This window comes from Pseudomonas sp. Pseusp9 (assembly GCF_059491265.1).
This window is the reverse complement of sequence record NZ_CP168500.1, coordinates 275019-294878: the sequence shown is the minus strand read 5'-3', so window position 1 is coordinate 294878 and position 19860 is coordinate 275019. Positions and strand designations below refer to the sequence as shown.

General features: G+C 61.2%; 17 protein-coding genes and 1 pseudogene. 3 read left to right on the top strand and 15 right to left on the bottom strand.

Features of this window, described 5'->3' with window-relative positions:
- Nucleotides 1–65: 65 nt before the first annotated feature.
- The 11 genes from hutG to hutC form a co-directional block, all read right to left on the bottom strand.
- Nucleotides 66–869, bottom strand: coding sequence for an N-formylglutamate deformylase (gene hutG, locus ACEN8E_RS01250; RefSeq protein WP_495591116.1), 804 nt, complete (start codon nucleotides 867–869; stop codon nucleotides 66–68).
- A gap of 10 nt (nucleotides 870–879) precedes the next feature.
- Nucleotides 880–2085, bottom strand: a complete 1206-nt coding sequence (gene hutI, locus ACEN8E_RS01245; protein ID WP_495591115.1) for an imidazolonepropionase — start codon at nucleotides 2083–2085, stop codon at nucleotides 880–882.
- Nucleotides 2086–2266: 181 nt separating this feature from the next.
- Complete coding sequence (hutH, locus tag ACEN8E_RS01240; protein WP_495591114.1) at nucleotides 2267–3799, bottom strand: histidine ammonia-lyase; 1533 nt, start codon at nucleotides 3797–3799, stop codon at nucleotides 2267–2269.
- A 115-nt stretch (nucleotides 3800–3914) separates the two neighbouring features.
- A complete protein-coding gene (hutH, locus tag ACEN8E_RS01235) occupies nucleotides 3915–5438 on the bottom strand; it encodes a histidine ammonia-lyase (protein WP_495591113.1) in 1524 nt (507 codons plus the stop codon).
- A gap of 141 nt (nucleotides 5439–5579) precedes the next feature.
- On the bottom strand, nucleotides 5580–6410 hold the full coding sequence (locus tag ACEN8E_RS01230; RefSeq protein ID WP_008018926.1) for a quaternary amine ABC transporter ATP-binding protein: 831 nt from the start codon (nucleotides 6408–6410) through the stop codon (nucleotides 5580–5582).
- On the bottom strand, nucleotides 6407–7258 hold the full coding sequence (locus ACEN8E_RS01225; RefSeq protein ID WP_034148578.1) for an ABC transporter permease: 852 nt from the start codon (nucleotides 7256–7258) through the stop codon (nucleotides 6407–6409). The genes ACEN8E_RS01230 and ACEN8E_RS01225 overlap by 4 nt, the downstream gene beginning before the upstream one ends.
- 70 nt (nucleotides 7259–7328) lie before the next feature.
- Complete coding sequence (locus ACEN8E_RS01220) at nucleotides 7329–8297, bottom strand: ABC transporter substrate-binding protein (RefSeq protein WP_085717910.1); 969 nt, start codon at nucleotides 8295–8297, stop codon at nucleotides 7329–7331.
- Between the two features lie 69 nt (nucleotides 8298–8366).
- Nucleotides 8367–9839, bottom strand: a complete 1473-nt coding sequence (locus ACEN8E_RS01215) for a purine-cytosine permease family protein (protein ID WP_495591112.1) — start codon at nucleotides 9837–9839, stop codon at nucleotides 8367–8369.
- Nucleotides 9840–9993: 154 nt separating this feature from the next.
- Complete coding sequence (gene hutU / locus ACEN8E_RS01210) at nucleotides 9994–11676, bottom strand: urocanate hydratase (protein WP_008018930.1); 1683 nt, start codon at nucleotides 11674–11676, stop codon at nucleotides 9994–9996.
- Nucleotides 11677–12172: 496 nt separating this feature from the next.
- Nucleotides 12173–12742, bottom strand: coding sequence for a HutD/Ves family protein (locus ACEN8E_RS01205; RefSeq protein ID WP_495591111.1), 570 nt, complete (start codon nucleotides 12740–12742; stop codon nucleotides 12173–12175).
- Complete coding sequence (hutC, locus tag ACEN8E_RS01200; protein WP_162135916.1) at nucleotides 12739–13449, bottom strand: histidine utilization transcriptional repressor HutC; 711 nt, start codon at nucleotides 13447–13449, stop codon at nucleotides 12739–12741. The genes ACEN8E_RS01205 and hutC overlap by 4 nt, the downstream gene beginning before the upstream one ends.
- 146 nt (nucleotides 13450–13595) lie before the next feature.
- On the opposite strand from hutC, the gene ACEN8E_RS01195 reads away from it, so the two are divergent.
- A complete protein-coding gene (locus ACEN8E_RS01195) occupies nucleotides 13596–14960 on the top strand; it encodes a formimidoylglutamate deiminase (protein WP_495591110.1) in 1365 nt (454 codons plus the stop codon).
- 109 nt (nucleotides 14961–15069) lie between these two features.
- Here the strand turns inward: ACEN8E_RS01195 and ACEN8E_RS01190 are convergent, their stop codons facing one another.
- Nucleotides 15070–15639, bottom strand: a complete 570-nt coding sequence (locus tag ACEN8E_RS01190; protein WP_495591109.1) for a lipocalin family protein — start codon at nucleotides 15637–15639, stop codon at nucleotides 15070–15072.
- A gap of 30 nt (nucleotides 15640–15669) precedes the next feature.
- On the bottom strand, nucleotides 15670–15924 hold the full coding sequence (locus ACEN8E_RS01185; protein ID WP_007975531.1) for a hypothetical protein: 255 nt from the start codon (nucleotides 15922–15924) through the stop codon (nucleotides 15670–15672).
- Between the two features lie 31 nt (nucleotides 15925–15955).
- Here ACEN8E_RS01185 and ACEN8E_RS01180 point away from each other — a divergent pair.
- Nucleotides 15956–17245 (top strand): annotated as a pseudogene (locus ACEN8E_RS01180) (HAMP domain-containing protein); the annotation flags it as partial.
- Between the two features lie 90 nt (nucleotides 17246–17335).
- Entirely contained in the window at nucleotides 17336–18100 is a 765-nt protein-coding gene (locus ACEN8E_RS01175; RefSeq protein ID WP_407515169.1) for a methyl-accepting chemotaxis protein, read from the top strand.
- A 117-nt stretch (nucleotides 18101–18217) separates the two neighbouring features.
- Here the strand turns inward: ACEN8E_RS01175 and ACEN8E_RS01170 are convergent, their stop codons facing one another.
- Both ACEN8E_RS01170 and ACEN8E_RS01165 read right to left on the bottom strand, forming a co-directional pair.
- The gene (locus ACEN8E_RS01170) at nucleotides 18218–18820 is read right to left on the bottom strand and encodes a DUF924 family protein (RefSeq protein WP_495591108.1); all 603 of its coding nucleotides are present in this window, start codon (nucleotides 18818–18820) and stop codon (nucleotides 18218–18220) included.
- A 3-nt stretch (nucleotides 18821–18823) separates the two neighbouring features.
- Nucleotides 18824–19834, bottom strand: coding sequence for a class 1 fructose-bisphosphatase (locus ACEN8E_RS01165; RefSeq protein ID WP_495591107.1), 1011 nt, complete (start codon nucleotides 19832–19834; stop codon nucleotides 18824–18826).
- Between the last annotated feature and the right edge of the window lie 26 nt (nucleotides 19835–19860).

Genomic DNA, 19860 nt, shown 5'->3' with positions numbered 1-19860 from the left:
TTTCACCTGTGGGAGCGAGCCTGCTCGCGAAGGCCTCTTCGCGAGCAAGCTCGCTCCTACAGGGGTTAGGCGTTGTAGTGCTTTTCGCCCCAGGCCAGCAAGCCTTGCAGCAGTTCCTTCAATACGACTTGAGTCGGCTGCGCCAGATCCGCCCGATAACGGAACGGCTCGAACTCTTCCATGTAGGTGCACTGGCCCAGTTCCAGCTGCACGGCATGGATGTTCTCGGCCGGGTTGCCGTAATGGCGGGTGATGTGGCCGCCCTTGAAGCGCCCGTTCAGCACGTGGGTGTAACTGTCATGACGCGCGCAGATCGCTTCGAGTTGCGTGGCCAATTGAGGATCGCAACTGGCGCCGTTGAAGGTGCCGAGGTTGAAGTCCGGCAGCTTGCCGTCGAACAGGTGCGGGATGATCGAACGGATCGAATGCGCATCGAACAACAGCGCGTAGCCGAATTCGGCCTTCAGCCGCGCCAATTCTTCCTGCAAGGTGCGGTGGTACGGCGTCCAGATCTGCTCCAGATACGTCGCGCGCTCCTCTTTCGACGGCTCCAGACCCTCCTTGAACAACGGAATGCCATCGAACAGCGTCGCCGGGTATAACCCGGTGGTAGCGCCAGCGTACAGCGGTTTGTCGTCGGACGGCCGGTTCAGATCGATAACGAAGCGCGAGTACTCGGCCGCCAGCGTGCTGGCGCCCAGCTCAGCGGCGAAATCGTAGAGCTGCGGAATGTGCCAGTCGGTGTCCGGCAGGCTTTTCGCGTCCGGGATCAACCCGGCCTCGACCACCGGAGTCAGGCGCACACCGGCGTGGGGCATGCTGATCAGCAGCGGTACGCGGCCTTGTTTGAAGTTCAGAACCTTATCCACAGCTGCTCTCCTACAGACTTGTCTCGACGCCGTGACGCACGACGCGTTTTTCCAGGTCGCCGCCCAGCCAGTACGACAGGTCGGCCGGACGTTCGATTTGCCAGGCGACGAAATCCGCGACCTTGCCGGCTTCCAGCGAACCATGGGTGTCGGCCATGCCCAGCGCGGTAGCGGCGTGAATCGTTGCACCGGCCAGGGCTTCCTCCGGGGTCATGCGGAAACAGGTGCAGGCCATGTTCAGCATCAGGCGCAATGACAGCGCCGGCGAGGTACCCGGATTGAGGTCGCTGGCGATGGCGATTTTCACGCCGTGCTTGCGCAGGGCTTCCATTGGCGGCAATTGGGTTTCGCGCAGGAAGTAGAAGGCTCCCGGCAGCAATACCGCGACGGTGCCGGACTCGGCCATGGCGATGGCGTCGTCTTCGGTCATGAATTCCAGATGATCGGCGGACAGTGCGTGGTAACGCGCCGCCAGGCTGGAACCGTGCAGCGACGACAATTGCTCGGCGTGCAGTTTCACCGGCAAGCCCAGTTTCTGAGCGGTGATGAATACGCGCTCAACCTGCGCCGGGGAAAACGCCAGGTACTCACAGAATGCATCAACCGCGTCGACCAGCCCTTCGGCGGCGAGAGCCGGGAGCATGTCAGCGCAGATGTGATCGATGTAGTCGTCGGCGCGATCCTTGTATTCCGGCGGCAATGCGTGAGCGGCCAGGCAGGTGCTGCGCACGCTGATCGGCAGTTCGGCACCGAGACGTCGGGCGACGCGAAGCATCTTGCGTTCGTTGGCCAGGTCGAGGCCGTAGCCGGACTTGATTTCGATGCTGGTGACGCCATCGCGCATCAGGCTTTTCAGACGCTTGGCGGCGCTGGCGAACAACTCGTCTTCGCTGGCCGCGCGGGTGGCACGCACGGTGCTGGCGATGCCGCCACCGCTGGCGGCGATTTCCGCATAGCTGACGCCTTGCAGGCGCTGCTCGAATTCGCCGCTGCGGTTACCGCCGAACACCGTGTGGGTGTGGCAGTCGATCAGGCCCGGCGTGACCCAGGCCCCGTTCAAATCATTGACCGCCGGGTACTCGCCCGCCGGCAGGTCAGCGCGCGGCCCGATCCACTCAATGAGCGCACCGGACGTCACGATGGCCGCGTCTTCGATAATCGAGTACACGCCTTGCGCCATGGTTGCGACGTGGCAGTGTTGCCAGAGGGTTTTCATCCCTTAGTCTCCACAAATTTCTAAATCGATTCGCGAGCAGGCTCGCTCCCACAGGGTTTACGCAATCCACTGTAGGAGCGAGCTCGCTCGCGATGGTCGTCAACGATAACGCGCCCGGCCTGAACGCCCGTGTTGCCCAGGCGTTTCTCGCGAGCAAGCTCGCTCCTACAGGAAGAGCCTGTTACAGGCTCGGCAGCAACTTCGCCGAAACCAGCTCATTCAGGCAACGCGACGCCAGCAACTCGGTCGCCGCGTTGATGTCCGGCGCAAAGAAGCGGTCCTTCTCATAGAACGGCACTTCGTTACGCAGGATGGCGCGGGCCTGTTCCAGTTTCGGCGAGGTCTTCAGGCCATTGCGCAGGTCCAGGCCCTGGGCGGCGGCCAGCCATTCCACGGCGAGAATCCCGCGGGTGTTCTCGGCCATTTCCCACAGGCGCTTGCCGGCCGCCGGGGCCATCGAGACGTGGTCTTCCTGGTTGGCCGAGGTCGGCAGGCTGTCCACCGAATGCGGATGGGACAGCGCCTTGTTCTCGCTGGCCAGGGCCGCCGCGGTGACCTGGGCGATCATGAAGCCGGAGTTCACGCCGCCGTTGGCCACCAGGAACGGCGGCAGTTGCGACATGTGCTTGTCCATCATCAGCGAGATGCGGCGTTCGCTCAGCGAACCGATTTCGGCGATGGCCAGGGCCATGTTGTCGGCGGCCATGGCCACCGGCTCGGCGTGGAAGTTGCCGCCGGAGATCACGTCGCCTTCGGCGGCGAACACCAGCGGGTTGTCGGAGACGGCGTTGGCTTCGATGGCCAGCACTTCGGCGGCCTGGCGGAACTGGGTCAGGCAGGCGCCCATGACTTGCGGCTGGCAGCGCAGGGAGTACGGGTCCTGGACCTTTTCGCAATTCTCGTGGGAGTCGGAGACTTCGCTGCGCTCGCCCAGCAGGTCGCGGTAAGCGGCGGCGGCGTCGATCTGGCCTTTCTGGCCACGGGCGGCGTGGATGCGCGCGTCGAACGGCGAACGCGAACCCAGCACCGCTTCAACGGTCAGGCCGCCCAGGGCCAGGGCGCCGGCGAACAGGTCTTCACCTTCGAACAGGCCGCGCAGGGCGAACGCGGTGGACACCTGGGTGCCGTTGAGCAGGGCCAGGCCTTCTTTCGCGGCCAGGGTCAGCGGGGTCAGGCCGGCGACTTTCAGCGCTTCGGTGGCTTCCATCCACTCGCCCTTGTAGCGCGCCTTGCCTTCGCCCAGCAGCACCAGCGACATGTGCGCCAACGGCGCGAGGTCACCGGAGGCACCGACCGAGCCTTTCAATGGAATGTGCGGGTACACCTCGGCGTTGATCAGGGCGATCAGCGCATCGATCACCACGCGGCGGATGCCGGAGAAACCACGGCTCAGGCTGTTGACCTTGAGCACCATGATCAGGCGCACCAGCTCGTCGCTGATCGGCTGGCCGACACCGGCGGCGTGGGACAGCACCAGCGAGCGCTGCAGGTTTTCCAGGTCTTCGCTGGCGATGCGGGTCGAGGCCAGCAGGCCGAAACCGGTGTTGATGCCGTAGGCGGTGCGGTTCTCGGCGAGGATCTGTTCCACGCAGGCCACACTGGCTTCGATCTGGGCCGCGGCGCTGTGGTCGAGGGTCAGCTTCACCGGCTGCTGATAGACGGCACGCAGTTGGGCGAGGCTCAGTTGGCCGGGGATCAGGTTTAGCGCAGTCATTTTGTGCTCCTTTTGAGAGTGGTCATTAACTCACCAGACGCTCCGGAGATGTCCGTTGTCCGTCGCGTCTGCCTTTTGAGGAGCCGCGCCTTGGCACGTTGGTGTTGTGTGGAAATCAGTTCAGGTTCGGCAAAGCTTTCTGCAGCAAGGCCGGGTCTTTCAAAACGCCCGCCGCAGCGGCAATGTCCGGTGCCAGCCAGCGGTCCTGGTCGTAGGCCGGAACGCGCTCGCGCAGCAGACGCCACGCCGCATCGGTGCCGGCGCCAAAACGTTGCTCCTTGAGGAATTCGAACGCCTGGGCCGCCAGCAGGTACTCGATGGCGAGAATCTGCGTGCAGTTTTCCAGTGCGCGATGCAGCTTCAGCGCCGCGTTGGTGCCCAGGCTCAGGTGATCTTCCTGCAGACCCGAAGTCACGTAGTTATCCAGCACTGCCGGTTGCGCCAGTTGACGGTTCTCCGCGCACAGCGAAGCAGCCACGTATTGCACGATCATCATCCCGGAGTTTACCCCCGGGTTGGCCACCAGGAAGGCCGGCAGACCACTGACGTGCGGGTTGATCAAACGGTCCAGGCGACGCTCGGCGATGGAGCCGATTTCCGCCATGGCAATCGCCAGCAGGTCTGCCGCCATTGCCACGGACTGGCCATGAGGGTTGGCCTGGGACACCACGCGGTAATTGTCCGCGGTGCCCAGCACCAGCGGGTTGTCGGTGGCGCCGTTGAGTTCGGTTTCGATTTGCTTGATCGCGTGCACCAATTGGTCGCGAGCGGCGCCGTGCACCTGCGGGATCGAGCGAATGCTCAGGGCATCCTGCGTGCGAATGCCTTTGCTCTGGGCGATCACTTCGCTGCCGTCGAGCAAGGCCCGCAGATTGATTCCGACCTGTTGCATGCCCGGGTGCGGTTTGAGCGCAATGATCTCGGCGTCGAAGGCGTCAATCTGACCGCGCTGGGCTTCGAAGCTCATGGCGCCAATCACGTCAGCCCATTCCAGCAGGCGCGTGGCATCGGCAATGGCCAGGCAGCTCAGGCCGGTCATGCAGGGCGTACCGTTGACCAGGCACAAACCATCCTTGGCGCCGAGGCGAACCGGTTGCAGGCCTTCTTCAGCGAGGGCTTGCTGCGCGGAAATGACCTGACCGCGATAGCTGACATTGCCAACACCCAGCAGGGCGATGCCGATGTGCGCCATGTGGGTCAGGTAGCCCACGGAACCCTGGGACGGCACTTGCGGGGTGATGCCACGGTTGAGCAGTGCCAGCAGTGCTTCGACGACCTGACGGTGCAGGCCGGATTTACCGTGGCTGTAGTTGACGATGGCTGCGCACATGATCGAACGGGTCTGCTCGTCGCTCAATGGCGCGCCAACGCCACAGGCGTGGCTGAGCAGGGTATTGCGCGACAACTGGCTGAGTTGTTCGTCCTGCAGCGAAACGTTGCACAACGCGCCCAGGCCGGTGTTGATGCCATAGGCACGTTCGCCGCTGGTGACGATGCGCTGGACGATGGCCTGGGCGTTTTCGATACGCGCCCAGATCGGCGCCGACAGCTCAAGCTGTGCGCCATGACGAGCCACGGCGACCACATCCCGCCAAGTGACCTGCGCCTCGGTGATAACGATTTTTTCGGCCTGGGACATCATTAACCTCGTGCGTACAACCTGAATATTGATGCAGCTCTGCCGCCGCCTTCGCGAGCAGGCTCGCTCCCACATTGGAACGCGATCAACTGTGGGAGCGAGCCTGCTCGCGAAGGGGCCAGCACAAGCACCGCAAGTTTCTTAAACCACCGCCGCCCGACGCTGCACAAAGCGGTCGACATACTCATCCGCCGGCGAATGCAGGATCTCTCTCGGCGTGCCGACCTGGATCAGGCGGCCGTCCTTGAGGATCGCGATGCGGTTGCCGATGCGCACGGCCTCGTCGAGGTCGTGGGTGATGAAGACGATGGTCTTGTGCAGGGTCTTTTGCAGTTCCAGCAACTGATCCTGCATCTCCGCGCGGATCAGCGGGTCGAGGGCGCTGAACGCTTCGTCCATCAGGATGATGTCGGTGTCCGCCGCCAGGGCGCGGGCCAGGCCCACACGCTGACGCATGCCGCCGGAGAGCTGGTGCGGGTATTTGTTTTCGTAGCCCTTGAGGCCCACGGTGTTGATCCAGTGCAGCGCGCGCTCGGCGCACATGGCTTTGCTTTCGCCACGGATTTTCAGGCCGTAGGCGACGTTCTCCACCACAGTCTTGTGCGGCAACAGGCCGAAGCTCTGGAACACCATGCTGATCTTGCGTCGACGAAATTCGCGCAGCGCTTCCATGTCGTATTGCAGGATGTCCACACCGTCCACCAGGATCGCGCCACTGGTCGGGTCGATCAGGCGGTTGAAGTGGCGTACCAGGGTCGACTTGCCGGAGCCGGACAGGCCCATGATCACGAAGATCTCACCGCTGCCAATGCTCAGCGACAGGTCGTTCACACCGACCACGCAGCCGGTTTCGGCCAGCACCTGGTCCTTGGTCTTGCCCTGGCCGACCATGGCCAGCGCGTCCTTGGCACGGTTGCCGAAAATCTTGAAGACGTTCTTGACTTCGATCTTGCTCACGGTTGCGTTGTTCATTTGCTCACCTCATGCCGTGCGCGACCGTACGCCTGTGTAATGCGGTCGATCACTACAGCCAGAATCACGATCGCCAGACCGGCTTCAAGACCACGTCCGACGTTGAGGGTCTGAATCCCCACCAGCACGTCTTCACCCAAGCCACGGGCACCGATCATCGAGGCGATCACCACCATCGACAGGGCCATCATGGTGGTCTGGTTGATCCCGGCCATGATGCTTGGCAGGGCCAGCGGCAGTTGCACGCCGAACAGTTGCTGCCAGCGGTTGGCACCGAAGGCGTTGATCGCTTCCATCACTTCACCGTCGACCTGGCGAATGCCCAGATCGGTCAGGCGGATCAGCGGTGGCGCGGCGTAGATCACCGTGGCGAAAATCGCCGGGACCTTGCCCAGGCCAAACAGCATCAGCACCGGGATCAGGTACACGAAGCTCGGCATGGTCTGCATGATGTCCAGCAACGGCATCAGCACCGAACGCAGGCGATTGCTGCGTGCCGAGAGAATGCCCAGCGGAATGCCGATCAGTACCGAAATGATCGTCGCCACCATCATCAGCGCCAGGGTCTGCATCAGCTTGTCCCAGAGGCCGACCGCACCCACCAGGAACAGCAGGCCGACGATCACGGCCGTGGTCACGACTTTACGGGTCGCGTGCCAGGCCACGCCCGCCACGATCGCCAGCATCAGCCACCAGGGCGCTGCGCGCAGCAGGCCTTCAAGATTGACGATGGCCCACAACAGGGTGTCGGAGATGTGCCGGAACACGTCGCCGTAGTTGGTGACCAGTGAATCGACCCAACCGTTGACCCAGTCGGCGATGGAAAAGGTAAAGCTTTCGGGAAACATAAGAGACTCTCAATCAAGGGGTTGCGATCAAGCATTCGGCTGCCGCTTGTGGCAGCCGGAGAGGCTCGACCTACAAGGCCGCGTCGATTTTCTTGGCTGCGTCGTCGCTCACCCACGCGTGCCAGACTTCAGGATGTTCCTTCAAGAAGATCTTGGCCAGTTTTGGCGACTCGATTCGCTCTTTGGTCATGCGACCCAGGTTCTGGTTCAGCAGGTCGATCGGCAGGTTGACCTTTTCCAGCACGGCCACCAGTTCCGGAGCTTCGTCGTGGAAGGTCTTGGACAGGCCGACCTTGATGGTCACGCTTTTGTCCACGCCTGGCTTCTCTTCCAGCTTGACCACGTCGACCTGGCCCATCAGCGGGGTTGGCGACCAGTAGTAGAACAGGATCGGCTCGCCACGCTTGTAGCTCGACAGCACGGCGGCATCCAGCGCCGGGCCGGTGCCTGGGCGGAAGTTGGTGTAGGTGCTTTCCAGACCATAGCTTTTCAGCATTTCACTGTTGTCCAGCTCACAGGTCCAGCCAGCCGGGCAGTTGTAGAAACGGCCCTTGGAGGGTTCTTCGGCGTCCTTGAAAATCGCCGAGTACTTGCCCAGGTCTGCAATGTTTTTCAGGTCCGGCGCCTTGGCTTCCAGCTTGCGCTTGGCGTCGCCTTCGATCACGTAGCGCGGTACGTACCAGCCTTCAACGGCACCCACCACTGGCGCGCCGACACCGACGACCTTGCCGGCCTTCTCAGCCTTGTTCCAGACTTCGCTGCGGCCGACCCACTCTTCGGCAAACACCTGGATGTCGTTGCTGCTCAGGGCGTTTTCCATGGTGATGGAGTTGCCCGGCAGGCTGTCGGTCTTGCAGTCGTAGCCTTTCTCCAGCACGACTTGCAGCACGTCGGTCAGGAGCATGGCGCTTTCCCAGTTCAGGCCGGCAAATTTCACCGGTTTGCCCGATTCGCACCAACCCGCCGCCTGAGTGGCGCCAGCGCTGGCCAGCAGGCCCATGGAAAGCAATGTGGTCAGCAGGGTCTTGTTCGATTTCATTGTTGTGACGCTCCTAATCATGAATTGGCTTACGGCAGTCAAGAGGCATCCAGCCCTGTCCACGTCCAATCAGGCCTGCGCCGCAGCGCGACCGGCTTCGCTTTTTTTAGGTTGTACAACGCTGTCCTGCTCGACCGGCAGAATCAATTGATCAGGCACTGTGCCGTGCCATTTTTTAGCACACAGGTAATACAGGGCTGCGGGTAGCACCAGGCCGATGACCCAGGAAATATCCACATCACCCAGGGCCGCCACCAGCGGGCCGGTATAGAACTTGGTGGAAATGAACGGCAACTGCACCAGCACACCGAACACATAGACGCTGATACCGAGAAGGTTCCAACGACCATAGCGACCATTCGGATCGGCCAGCGCCGGTACGTCATAGCGCTCGCGAGTGATGCAGTAGTAGTCCACCAGGTTGATCGCGCTCCAGGGGGTAAAGAACGCCAGCAAGAACAGGATGAAAGATTTGAACGCGCCGAGGAACGAGTGCTGACCGAGCAACGCCATCAGGGTCGCAGCACCGACGATAACCAGCACGAAGACCAGACGCTGCAAGCGCGTTACCTTCAGGTCACCACGGAAACCGCTGATGATGGTCGCGATGCACATGAAGCTGCCGTAGGAGTTCAGCGTGGAGATGGTGACCTTGCCGAACGCGATGCTGAAGTACAGCAGCGCAGCAGTGGCACCGGTACCACCCAGACCAACGATGTAGGCCACTTCGTGGCCGGCGTATTGCCCGTTTGCCGAAGCGGCAGCGAACACGCCGAGGACCATCGCCACCTGCGCACCAATGACCGAACCTGCACCTGCGGCAAAAAAAGTTTTCACCGCGGAAATCTTGCTCGGCAGGTAGCGAGAATAGTCAGCCACATAAGGGCCGAAGGCGATCTGCCAGGACGCCGCGAGCGATACCGCGAGCAAGAAACTGCTCCAGCTGAAGTGGCGGATTTGCAACAGTGCGCCAACGTCAACCTGGCTCATCAGACGGCTGAACAGATAAACAAATGCAATCACGCCAATGACACTGGCAACACGGCCGATCCAATGGATCACCCGATAACCGAGCACCGTGACCAGCACGATGACACTGGCGAAAAGGAGGATGCCGACGGTGTCGCTGACGCCAAACAACTGGCCCAGCGCCTGACCGGAAAGTACGGTGCCCGTTGCAGTGAAACCGAGGTACATCAGACAGACCAGCACGATCGGGATGGCCGCGCCATAGACGCCGAACTGCACACGGCTGGAGATCATCTGCGGCAGGCCAAGCTTGGGACCTTGCGCCGCATGCAGCGCCATGACGCCACCGCCGAGCAGTTGCCCGATCAACAGTCCGATCAGTGACCAGAACACATCACCGCCCAGCACCACGGCCAGGGCCCCGGTGACAATCGCGGTGATTTGCAGGTTGGCACCCATCCACAGGGTGAACTGGCTAAACAGACGACCGTGTCTTTCCGCTTCCGGGATGTAGTCGATCGAGCGTTTCTCGATCAACGGTTTGCTGCCTGCACGCTCGCTGTTAACAGCCATGGTTCAACCTCTGTGGATTGTTCTAATGGTTCACTGAGAGTCTGTTGCTTCTTTGTGGGAGCGGGCTTGCCCGCGATGACGTCGGCACCTTCAACATCAATATCAGCAGTGCCACCGTCATCGCTGGCAAGCCAGCTCCCACAGTTTTTTTGTGTTATTTGCCGGTAATCATCGGCAGGTTCAGCCCTTGTTCCTTGGCGCAGTCGATGGCGATCTGGTAACCGGCATCGGCGTGACGCATGACACCTGTGGCCGGGTCGTTATGCAGGACGCGAGCGATACGCTCGGCCGCTTCATCAGTACCGTCGCAGACAATCACCATGCCCGAGTGCTGGGAGAAGCCCATGCCGACGCCGCCGCCGTGGTGCAGGGACACCCAGGTCGCACCGCTCGCGGTGTTGAGCAGGGCGTTGAGCAGTGGCCAGTCGGAGACGGCATCGGAACCGTCCTGCATCGATTCGGTTTCGCGGTTCGGGCTCGATACCGAACCGGAGTCCAGGTGGTCGCGACCGATCACGATTGGTGCGGACAACTCACCGCTGCGCACCATTTCGTTGAACGCCAGACCCAGCTTGGCACGCAGGCCCAGGCCAACCCAGCAGATACGTGCCGGCAGACCCTGGAAGCTGATGCGCTCGCGGGCCATGTCCAGCCAGTTGTGCAGGTGGGCGTCGTCCGGGATCAGTTCCTTGACCTTGGCGTCGGTCTTGTAGATGTCTTCAGCGTTGCCCGACAGTGCAGCCCAACGGAACGGGCCGATACCGCGGCAGAACAGTGGACGGATGTAGGCCGGTACGAAGCCTGGGAAGTCGAATGCGTTTTCCACGCCTTCTTCTTGTGCCATCTGACGGATGTTGTTGCCGTAGTCGAAGGTCGGGATGCCTTGCTTCTGGAATTCCAGCATCGCCTTGACGTGCACGGCCATCGATTGCTTGGCGGCTTTGATCACAGCTGCCGGCTCGGTCTTGGCACGAGCGCGGTACTCTTCCCAGGTCCAGCCAGCCGGCAGGTAGCCATTGAGCGGGTCGTGGGCGCTGGTCTGGTCGGTGACCATGTCCGGACGCACACCGCGACGGACCAGTTCCGGCAGGATTTCTGCCGCGTTGCCCAGCAGGGCGATGGAAATCGCTTTGCCTTCTTTGGTGTATTTGGCGATGCGCGCCAGCGCGTCGTCGAGGTCTTTGGCTTGCTCGTCGACATAACGGCTTTTCAGGCGGAAATCGATGCTGACCTGCTGGCATTCGATGTTCAGCGAGCAAGCGCCGGCCAGGGTTGCAGCCAGAGGCTGGGCGCCACCCATGCCGCCCAGGCCAGCGGTCAGTACCCACTTGCCGGTCAGGTTGTCGTTGTAGTGCTGGCGACCGGCTTCAACGAAGGTTTCGTAGGTGCCTTGGACGATGCCCTGGCTGCCGATGTAGATCCAGCTGCCGGCGGTCATCTGGCCGTACATGGCCAGGCCTTTAGCGTCCAGTTCGTTGAAGTGTTCCCAGCTCGCCCAGTGCGGTACCAGGTTGGAGTTGGCGATCAGCACGCGCGGGGCGTTGCTGTGGGTCTTGAACACGCCGACCGGCTTGCCGGATTGCACCAGCAGGGTCTCGTCGTCGTTCAGGTTGGTCAGGCTTTCGACGATCTTGTCGTAGCATTCCCAGTTACGGGCAGCGCGACCGATACCACCGTAAACCACCAGTTCTTTAGGGTTCTCGGCAACTTCCGGATCGAGGTTGTTCATCAGCATGCGCAGCGGTGCTTCGGTCAGCCAGCTCTTGGCGGTCAGCTTGTTACCGCGGGCAGCACGGATTTCAACGTCACGAAACTTAGTAGGTTTATTGTCAGTCACGAAAAGAACTCCTCAGCAATCAATCCAAACCAACCCAGGCAGTGGGCGAGCAAGCCAATGGGCATCAGTGCACACCGGCGAATCAGTGGACGATGGTTGAGTCCTCGCGACTCATACACATACGTCTTTACTTGTACATACAAGCATATGCAATCAAGCGGCCAACTTGTTGGATGCGCATTCAAGAAAAAATCGGAAATGGCTGCAGAGCGCCTGGAACAAGGGTTTTGGCGTAGATGAAATTTTTCGGGGGGATTTTTTGGAGGATAGCCGGGTTGTTACTTGAGCGTGGTTTTGCGCCACGCTGGGGCGTTCGGTAACAAAGTGGTGCGCAGGGGGAAACGATCTGAGGGATAAAACAACATCGCGGGCAAACCACGCTCCCTGTAGGAGCGAGCTTGCTCGCGATGGTCGTGAACGATAACGCGTAGAACCAGATGCCCAGCGGCGAATTTGGTTTTTTCGCGAGCGAGCTCGCTCCTACAGGGATGGTGTATCAGCGTGCAGTCAGCTCGATCACACAGCAGGCAGCATTGCTGGCGACTTCCAGCAGGCCAGTGTTGCCGACAAGTTGCAGGCAATCATGACGACCCAGCTGCGAAGCACTGTTACCGACCTTCACCTCAAGCGCATCGCTGACACTGAACACCAGCACAGTCCCGGCCTCGCTGAAGAACCGCTGCTCACCGCTCAGCCATTGCAGCCGTGCGCTGTAACGCTGCGGCGCGTAGATCAGGTTGAAATCGCGAATCGGCCCACCCAGCAAGGTGCAGGACACCTGGCTTTCACCGCTGAAGGCAAACGGATCGATGGGTAACAACGCCCGCGTGACCTGACCATCCACGGACAAAGTCATGCCATCACCCTGCAACACGGTGATGATCCGCTCGTAACCGGCGAAGGTGGAAAACCCGCCCGACTCGCCGATGTCGGCAATCGACAGGCGCCAGCCAAACCCGTCCAGGCCGGTGCCGGCATCGCGGGTGATTTCTTCAGTACTGCCGCCGCCGTTTTTCCAGGGCATGCGCGGGTAATCGACTGCTCTTAAAACCTTCAGGCTACTCATTTGTGAAACCGACCTTCCAGACGATGACGGGAACCGGGGTGGATCAAGCGGGCGGCGGTCACCGGCTGGCGGCCGGACCAGGTGCGGCGACGGATCAGCAGGCACGGCTCGCCCTTTTCAATCTGCAGCAACTTGCACTCGGACGGCTCGGCCAGGATGGCCTCGACCACGTGCTCGCCTTCGGTCAGCGGCGCGACCTGGTTGAGATAGGCGTAGGGCGTTTGCAGGGTGAAGTCCTGCTTGAGGTAGTCCGGCGCCACCAGCGCATTGACGAAACGGTCTTCGATTTGCACCGGAATGTCGTTTTCGAAATGCACGATGAGCGAGTGGAATACCTTCTGCCCTTCGCGCATGTCCAGGGCCAGGGCGCGCTCGGAGCCGGCGGCCTCTTCTTCAAGGGTGATGACCTTGCAGGTGTGGCGATGACCGCGAGAGGCGATTTCGTCGGCGATGTTGTGCACTTCGAACAGAGCGGACTGGCTTTTCGGCTCGGCGACGAACGTGCCGACGCCTTGCATGCGCACCAGCAGACCGTCGGCAGTCATCTCGCGCAGTGCGCGGTTGATGGTCATGCGACTGAAGCCAAGCTGGCTGACCAGCTCGCTTTCCGACGGCACGCGGTAGTGCGGCGGCCAGTTTCCACTGTCGATTTGCTGGGTGATCATCTGTTTGACGCGGGCGTACAAGGGCGCCGGACTGTCGCCCATGTTCGCGGCCAACGGAGAAACTGGAGGCGGAGTCGGCACGGTTAATCCTTGTTCGTTGAAAAGAGATTGCTAGCTTGCCGGAGTTTACCGGGCAGGCAAACGTCTGTATATGTATATACAAATAACACACGATGGGGTGCTGAACCATGTCCGCCTTCTTTGCCGAACGCGCGCTGCTGCCTAGTGGATGGGCCAACAATGTACGTCTTGAGGTCAACGCCGACGGCGTATTGACCCATATCCAGGCCGATTCCCATGCAGATGGCGCCGAGCGGTTGAGCGGCCCGCTGCTGCCGGGCATGCCGAACCTGCACTCCCACGCCTTCCAGCGGGCCATGGCCGGGCTGGCGGAAGTGGCGGGCAATCCGAACGACAGTTTCTGGACCTGGCGCGACCTGATGTATCGCCTCGTCGGAAAAATCAGCCCGGAGCAACTCGGCGTCATCGCTCGTCAGCTGTACATCGAAATGCTCAAGGCCGGGTACACCTCGGTAGCAGAATTTCACTACGTGCATCACGACAGCAACGGTCAGCCTTACGCCGATCCGGCCGAACTGGCCCTGCGCATCAGCCAGGCTGCCAGCTCAGCCGGTATCGGCTTGACCCTGCTGCCGGTGCTCTACAGCCACTCCGGTTTCGGAGGCCAGGCGCCGAACGACGGTCAGCGCCGTTTTATCAACAGCACGGAAAATTACCTGAAGTTGCAATCGCGCCTGCAACCGGTCCTGGCGCAACAACCGGCGCAAAGCCTGGGCCTGTGCTTCCACTCGCTGCGCGCGGTCACGCCGCAGCAGATCAGCGAAGTGCTGGCGGCCAGCGACAAGCAATGCCCGGTGCACATCCACATCGCCGAACAGCAGAAAGAAGTCGACGACTGCCTGACCTGGAGCGGTCGTCGTCCGCTGCAATGGCTGTACGAAAACATCGACGTCGATCAGCGTTGGTGCCTGGTCCACGCGACCCATGCCAACGCGGAAGAAGTCACGTCGATGGCCAAGAGTCGCGCCATCGCCGGCCTGTGCCTGACCACCGAAGCCAACCTGGGGGACGGGATTTTCCCGGCGGTGGATTTCCTCGCCCAGGGCGGCCGCATGGGCATCGGTTCCGACAGCCATGTGTCATTGAGCGTGGTGGAAGAATTGCGCTGGCTGGAATACGGCCAGCGTCTGCGCGACCAGCGGCGTAATCGTTTGTATGGCGCGGATCAGCCAATGGTCGGCCGCACGTTGTTCGATGCGGCGCTGGATGGCGGCGCTCAGGCGCTGGGCCAGCCGATTGGCGCACTGGAAGTCGGCAAACGCGCCGACTGGCTGGTGCTCGACGGCAACGATCCGTATCTGGCGACAGCCAGCGGCGACGGGATTCTCAATCGTTGGTTGTTCGCGGGTGGCGATCGTCAGGTGCGGGATGTACTGGTCAATGGCCAGTGGGTGGTGCGGGATGGGCGGCATGCTGGCGAAGAAGAAAGTAGCCGCGCCTTCACCCGGGTACTGCGCGAACTTCTAGGCTGACATCGAACAATACTGTAGGAGCGAGCTTGCTCGCGATGGAGTGTCAGTCGGCACCAATGCGCCTGATACACCATCGCGAGCAGGCTCGCTCCTACAAGGGTATGTGCAATCAGTCCGAGGTCTTGGCCATCTGCTGTTCCGACGCCCGCCAGATCAGCCTCGTGGTGTCGTAACCCTGTTGACGCGCCTTGCTCAGCAGCTCCTCACGCACCACACCGTTCACGGTCGGCGAGCGCGACAACAGCCACAAATATTTCCGGCTTGGATCCCCGACAATGGCGGTCTTGTAGTCATCGCTGACGTACAGCACCCAGTATTCGCCCTTCGCCGTACCCGGAATCAGCCTGGAGAACCAGGTATCGAATTCGACCCACAGCTTGTCGTTCTTGCCGGGTTCCTGTGGAAAAGCCGTGCCCTTGACCTCTTCCCATTGCCACTGCGCCGTCAGGCAGCGGTTCAGCACCGCTACGTTACCGTCAGGCTTGAGCGTGTAATGGGCTTCGGATTGCGCGCAGTCGCGCTGGAAGTACATCGGCATGCGGGCCAGCTCGTACCAGGTGCCCTGGTAGCGCTTGAGGTTGACGCTTTTGACAGTCTTGGGGGCCAATGAGTCCTGGCCAGGCGTGGCACAGCCGGCCAACATCAGGCCGGCAAAAAGGATGATCAATAACTGTTTCATTATTTTTCTCCCGTGGGCAAACGCCCCGGTTTACTTCAGGCCTTGGCCGGAAAACATCAGCACTTTGTCACCGGCGAACTGCACGCTGATAAAGCTGTTCTTGTCGCCCCAGGTGCAGCTGGACATGCCGAGCGCGCCTGAACAATCGGCGGGTTTGCCCAACAGGGTTTCCACATCGGCCTTGGCCATGCCGGCCGAGAGCTTCGAATAGTTTTCCTGATTGACCTTGCTGCAGGCAGCCAGCAACACGCAGAACGAAAGCAGGGCGATGGAACGCAACGACATGGTGAAACTCCGGGGGGCGTAGGGGATTGGCATGGCTGCCAAGCTGAAGCTTAGAAGAGAAAACCCCTGTGAGGTTCCGTGCCCCGCAGGCTATTTATCGGGCCATTCGTCTACCTTTTGCCGAAAATCAACCAACTTCCTTGTTCATCGAACATTTCGTCGTTTTTCAGCAAATCCGCCTAATCTTTGGCGCCGTTCAGTCGACATACAGGCAACGCAAAGCCACGTCGCTGGCATTTGCTCCCCCCCTTTTGTAGACCAGCCCCTCTGCGGTAGCTCATCCATGACCAGAAACATGAAGTTCAGCCACAAGATCTTGTTGGCTGCCGCCCTAGTGGTGGCCGTCGCATTCGCTTGTTTCATCCTGTTCAACGACTATCGCCAGCGCGAAACCTTGCGCAACAGTACCGAAGCCTCGATGCAGGAACTCGGCAGCCTGACCACCAGCAACATCCAGACCTGGCTGGAAAGCCGCATGCAATTGCTGCAGTCCATGGCCCAGCAGATCACCGCCGATGGCAATGCGCCCGCTGGCCTGAAACGGATCATCGACCTGCCCGCCTACACCGGCAATTTCCAGCTCAGCTACTTCGGTGGCTCCGACGGCGTGATGTTCTCGGTTCCGGCGGGCAACCGCGCGGCGGACTACGACCCTCGCGCCCGAGGCTGGTACAAGGCAGCCAATAGCGCCCAGCAGACCATCGTCACCGAACCGTACATTGCCGCGTCTTCCGGCAAGCTGGTCATCACCGTGGCCACCCCGGTGCAGCATCAGGGCCAGATGATCGGCGTCGCTGGCGCCGACATTGACCTGTCCAGCGTCAGTGCGATCATCAATTCATTGAACTTCGGCGGCCACGGTCATGCGTTCATCGTCGGTGCCGACGGCAAGATCCTGATTCACCCCGACAGCAAGCTGGTGCTCAAGAGCCTGGCCGAGGCCTATCCGAGCGACACCCCCAAAGTCAGCCCCGGCATGAAGGAAGTCGAGATCGACGGCAAGCGCCAGTTCATCTCGTTCACCCACGTCAACGGCGTGCCATCGGCGGACTGGTATGTGGCGCTGGTACTCGACCAGGCAACGGCGTTCTCGATGCTCAGCGAATTCCGCACCTCGGCGATCATTGCCATGGTGATTGCCGTGGTGATCATCATCGCCCTGCTGGGCATGCTGATCAGCCTGCTGATGCAGCCGCTGCTGACCATGGGCCGCGCCATGCACGACATCGCCGAAGGCGAAGGTGACCTGACCAAACGCCTGACCATTCACGGCCACGACGAATTCGGCGCGCTGGGGCTGTCGTTCAACCGCTTCGTCGAGCGAATTCATGCCTCGATCATCGAAGTGTCCTCGGCCACCGGCCAGGTCAACGAGGTGGCCTTGCGCGTAGTGGCCGCGTCGAACTCGTCGATGTTCAACTCCGACCAGCAAGCCTCGCGCACCAGCAGTGTGGCAGCGGCCATCAACCAGCTCGGCGCCGCCGCCCAGGAAATCGCCCAGAACGCCGCCCTCGCCTCGCAACATTCCAGCGATGCCCGCAGCCTGGCCGAAGACGGCCAACAGGTGGTGGATAAGACCATCGCGGCAATGCAGCAGCTGTCGGCCAAGATCAGCGATTCGTGCGGCAACATCGAAACCCTCAACAACAACACGGTCAACATCGGACAGATTCTGGAGGTAATTACCAGCATCTCCCAGCAAACCAATCTGCTGGCACTGAATGCCGCCATCGAAGCAGCGCGAGCCGGTGAAGCCGGTCGTGGTTTTGCCGTGGTGGCCGATGAAGTGCGCAACCTCGCTCACCGCACCCAGGACTCGGCGCAGCAGGTGCAGACGATGATCGAAGAGTTGCAAGTCGGCGCCCGGGCAGCGGTGGGCATCATGACCGACAGCCAGCGCCAGAGTGAAAGCAGCGTCGGTATCGCCAACCAGGCCGGCGAACGCCTGGGCAGCGTGACCCAGCGCATCGGTGAGATCGATGGCATGAACCAGTCGGTGGCCACTGCGACGGAAGAACAGACGGCGGTGGTGGAGTCGATCAACGTCGACATTACCGAAATCAACACGCTGAACCAGGAAGGTGTGGAGAACCTGCAGTCGACCTTGCGGGCGTGCGCCGATCTTGAGCAGCAGGCGGCGCGGTTGAAGCAGTTGGTGGGTAGTTTCAGGATCTAAGGCGCTCTTGCGGGCCCCTTCGCGAGCGGGCTCGCTCCCACAGTAGATCGCCAGTGCGACAAAGATCCCTGTGGGAGCGAGCCTGCTCGCGAAGACGGCATCAGCCGCAACGAAAAACTAGAACCGAGACCCGGGTTTCGACAGAAACGCCAACTCCTCAGCCGTAGACTCCCGCCCCAACACCGCATTGCGATGCGGAAACCGTCCAAACTGCGCAATCACTTTCTGATGCCGCTCGGCATAGTCCAGATAATCGCTGAACAGTGCCCGATCAGTCTCCGGTTGCTGCGCCACCAATTCGATGTAGCGCGAGACACCTTCGTTCTGCACCGCGAGGTTTTCGCTGTGCTCGAACACCAGGAGGATGAATACCCGCTGAATCGGCTGCAATTGCCGGTCGAAATCCGCGGCAATGCCTTGGGCTACCAGTTTCTGCGCCCGCAGGTCGCCTGCAAAGGCTTTGGGAGTATCGCGAAAGATCATTCGCGGGAGTTGATCGAGCAGCAGCACCAGGGCCAGCCAACCTTCGGGACGTTGCATCCACTCGGTCAATCCGCCGGCCAGAGCCTGCTCGACCCAGTCCCCGAAACGCTCGCGCGCTTCGAGGTCCTGGCTATCGCGCTTGCCGAACCATAACCTGCCCTTCTGCGCCGCCACTTCGCTCGCCGATCCGGAGCTTCCGAACCACCAATCAAGCAACGGCTGCCAAGGCGCGGTCATGGTTTATTCCTTGTGGTAAGCCGTGACGCGGGCAACTTCTTCTTTCGAACCGAGGAACACCGCAACACGCTGGTGCAGGCCTTCCGGCTGGATGTCGAGGATGCGCTGGTGACCGTTGGTGGAAGCGCCGCCCGCTTGTTCCACCAGGAACGACATCGGGTTGGCTTCGTACATCAGGCGCAGTTTGCCCGGCTTGGATGGCTCGCGGCTGTCGCGTGGGTACATGAACAGACCGCCGCGGGTCAGGATGCGGTGCACGTCGGCGACCATCGCAGCGACCCAGCGCATGTTGTAGTTCTTTTTCAGCGGGCCTTCATCGCCTGCCAGCAATTCGCCGACGTAGCGCTGTACCGGTGCTTCCCAGTGACGCTGGTTGGACGCGTTGATGGCAAATTCCTGGGTGGATTCAGGAATGGTGATGTTTTCGTGGGTCAACACGAAGCTGCCCATTTCACGGTCCAGGGTGAAACCTTTCACGCCGTGGCCCAGAGTCAGGATCAGCATGGTCTGCGGACCGTAGATCGCGTAACCGGCAGCTACTTGCTGGGTGCCTGGCTGCAGGAAGGCCTTTTCATTCAAGGGCTCGTTCTGGCTCAGGTATTCGTTCGGGCAACGCAGCACCGAGAAGATGGTGCCGACCGGGGCGTTGATGTCGATGTTCGACGAACCGTCCAGCGGGTCGAATACCAGCAGGTAGGCGCCTTTCGGGTATTTGCCCGGGATCTGGTAGGCGTTGTCCATTTCTTCGGACGCCATGCCGGCCAGGTGACCGCCCCATTCGTTGGCTTCGAGCAGGATCTCGTTGGAGATCACGTCGAGTTTCTTCTGCACTTCGCCCTGGACGTTTTCAGTGCCCATGCTGCCCAGAACACCACCCAGGGCGCCTTTGGACACGGCGTGGTTGATCTCCTTGCAGGCACGCGCCACCACTTCGATCAGGAAGCGCAGATCGGCAGGAGTGTTGTTGCTGCGGGTCTGCTCAATCAAATAGCGACTCAAGGTAACGCGGGACATGGACGGCTCCGGTGGAATGGGGGGGC

Bases quoted from the DNA above. Each gene is read 5' to 3' on its own strand.
- hutC (WP_162135916.1), bottom strand. From the start codon at position 13,449: ATGGGCGACAGTCCGGCGCCCTTGTACGCCCGCGTCAAACAGATGATC.
- ACEN8E_RS01225 (WP_034148578.1), bottom strand. From the start codon at position 7,258: ATGTTTCCCGAAAGCTTTACCTTTTCCATCGCCGACTGGGTCAACGGT.
- ACEN8E_RS01195 (WP_495591110.1), top strand. From the start codon at position 13,596: ATGTCCGCCTTCTTTGCCGAACGCGCGCTGCTGCCTAGTGGATGGGCC.
- ACEN8E_RS01230 (WP_008018926.1), bottom strand. From the start codon at position 6,410: ATGAACAACGCAACCGTGAGCAAGATCGAAGTCAAGAACGTCTTCAAG.
- hutH (WP_495591114.1), bottom strand. From the start codon at position 3,799: ATGACTGCGCTAAACCTGATCCCCGGCCAACTGAGCCTCGCCCAACTG.
- ACEN8E_RS01215 (WP_495591112.1), bottom strand. From the start codon at position 9,839: ATGGCTGTTAACAGCGAGCGTGCAGGCAGCAAACCGTTGATCGAGAAA.
- ACEN8E_RS01170 (WP_495591108.1), bottom strand. From the start codon at position 18,820: ATGACCGCGCCTTGGCAGCCGTTGCTTGATTGGTGGTTCGGAAGCTCC.
- hutH (WP_495591113.1), bottom strand. From the start codon at position 5,438: ATGTCCCAGGCCGAAAAAATCGTTATCACCGAGGCGCAGGTCACTTGG.
- ACEN8E_RS01220 (WP_085717910.1), bottom strand. From the start codon at position 8,297: ATGAAATCGAACAAGACCCTGCTGACCACATTGCTTTCCATGGGCCTG.
- ACEN8E_RS01175 (WP_407515169.1), top strand. From the start codon at position 17,336: ATGTTCAACTCCGACCAGCAAGCCTCGCGCACCAGCAGTGTGGCAGCG.
- ACEN8E_RS01190 (WP_495591109.1), bottom strand. From the start codon at position 15,639: ATGAAACAGTTATTGATCATCCTTTTTGCCGGCCTGATGTTGGCCGGC.
- ACEN8E_RS01205 (WP_495591111.1), bottom strand. From the start codon at position 12,742: ATGAGTAGCCTGAAGGTTTTAAGAGCAGTCGATTACCCGCGCATGCCC.
- ACEN8E_RS01185 (WP_007975531.1), bottom strand. From the start codon at position 15,924: ATGTCGTTGCGTTCCATCGCCCTGCTTTCGTTCTGCGTGTTGCTGGCT.
- ACEN8E_RS01165 (WP_495591107.1), bottom strand. From the start codon at position 19,834: ATGTCCCGCGTTACCTTGAGTCGCTATTTGATTGAGCAGACCCGCAGC.
- hutI (WP_495591115.1), bottom strand. From the start codon at position 2,085: ATGAAAACCCTCTGGCAACACTGCCACGTCGCAACCATGGCGCAAGGC.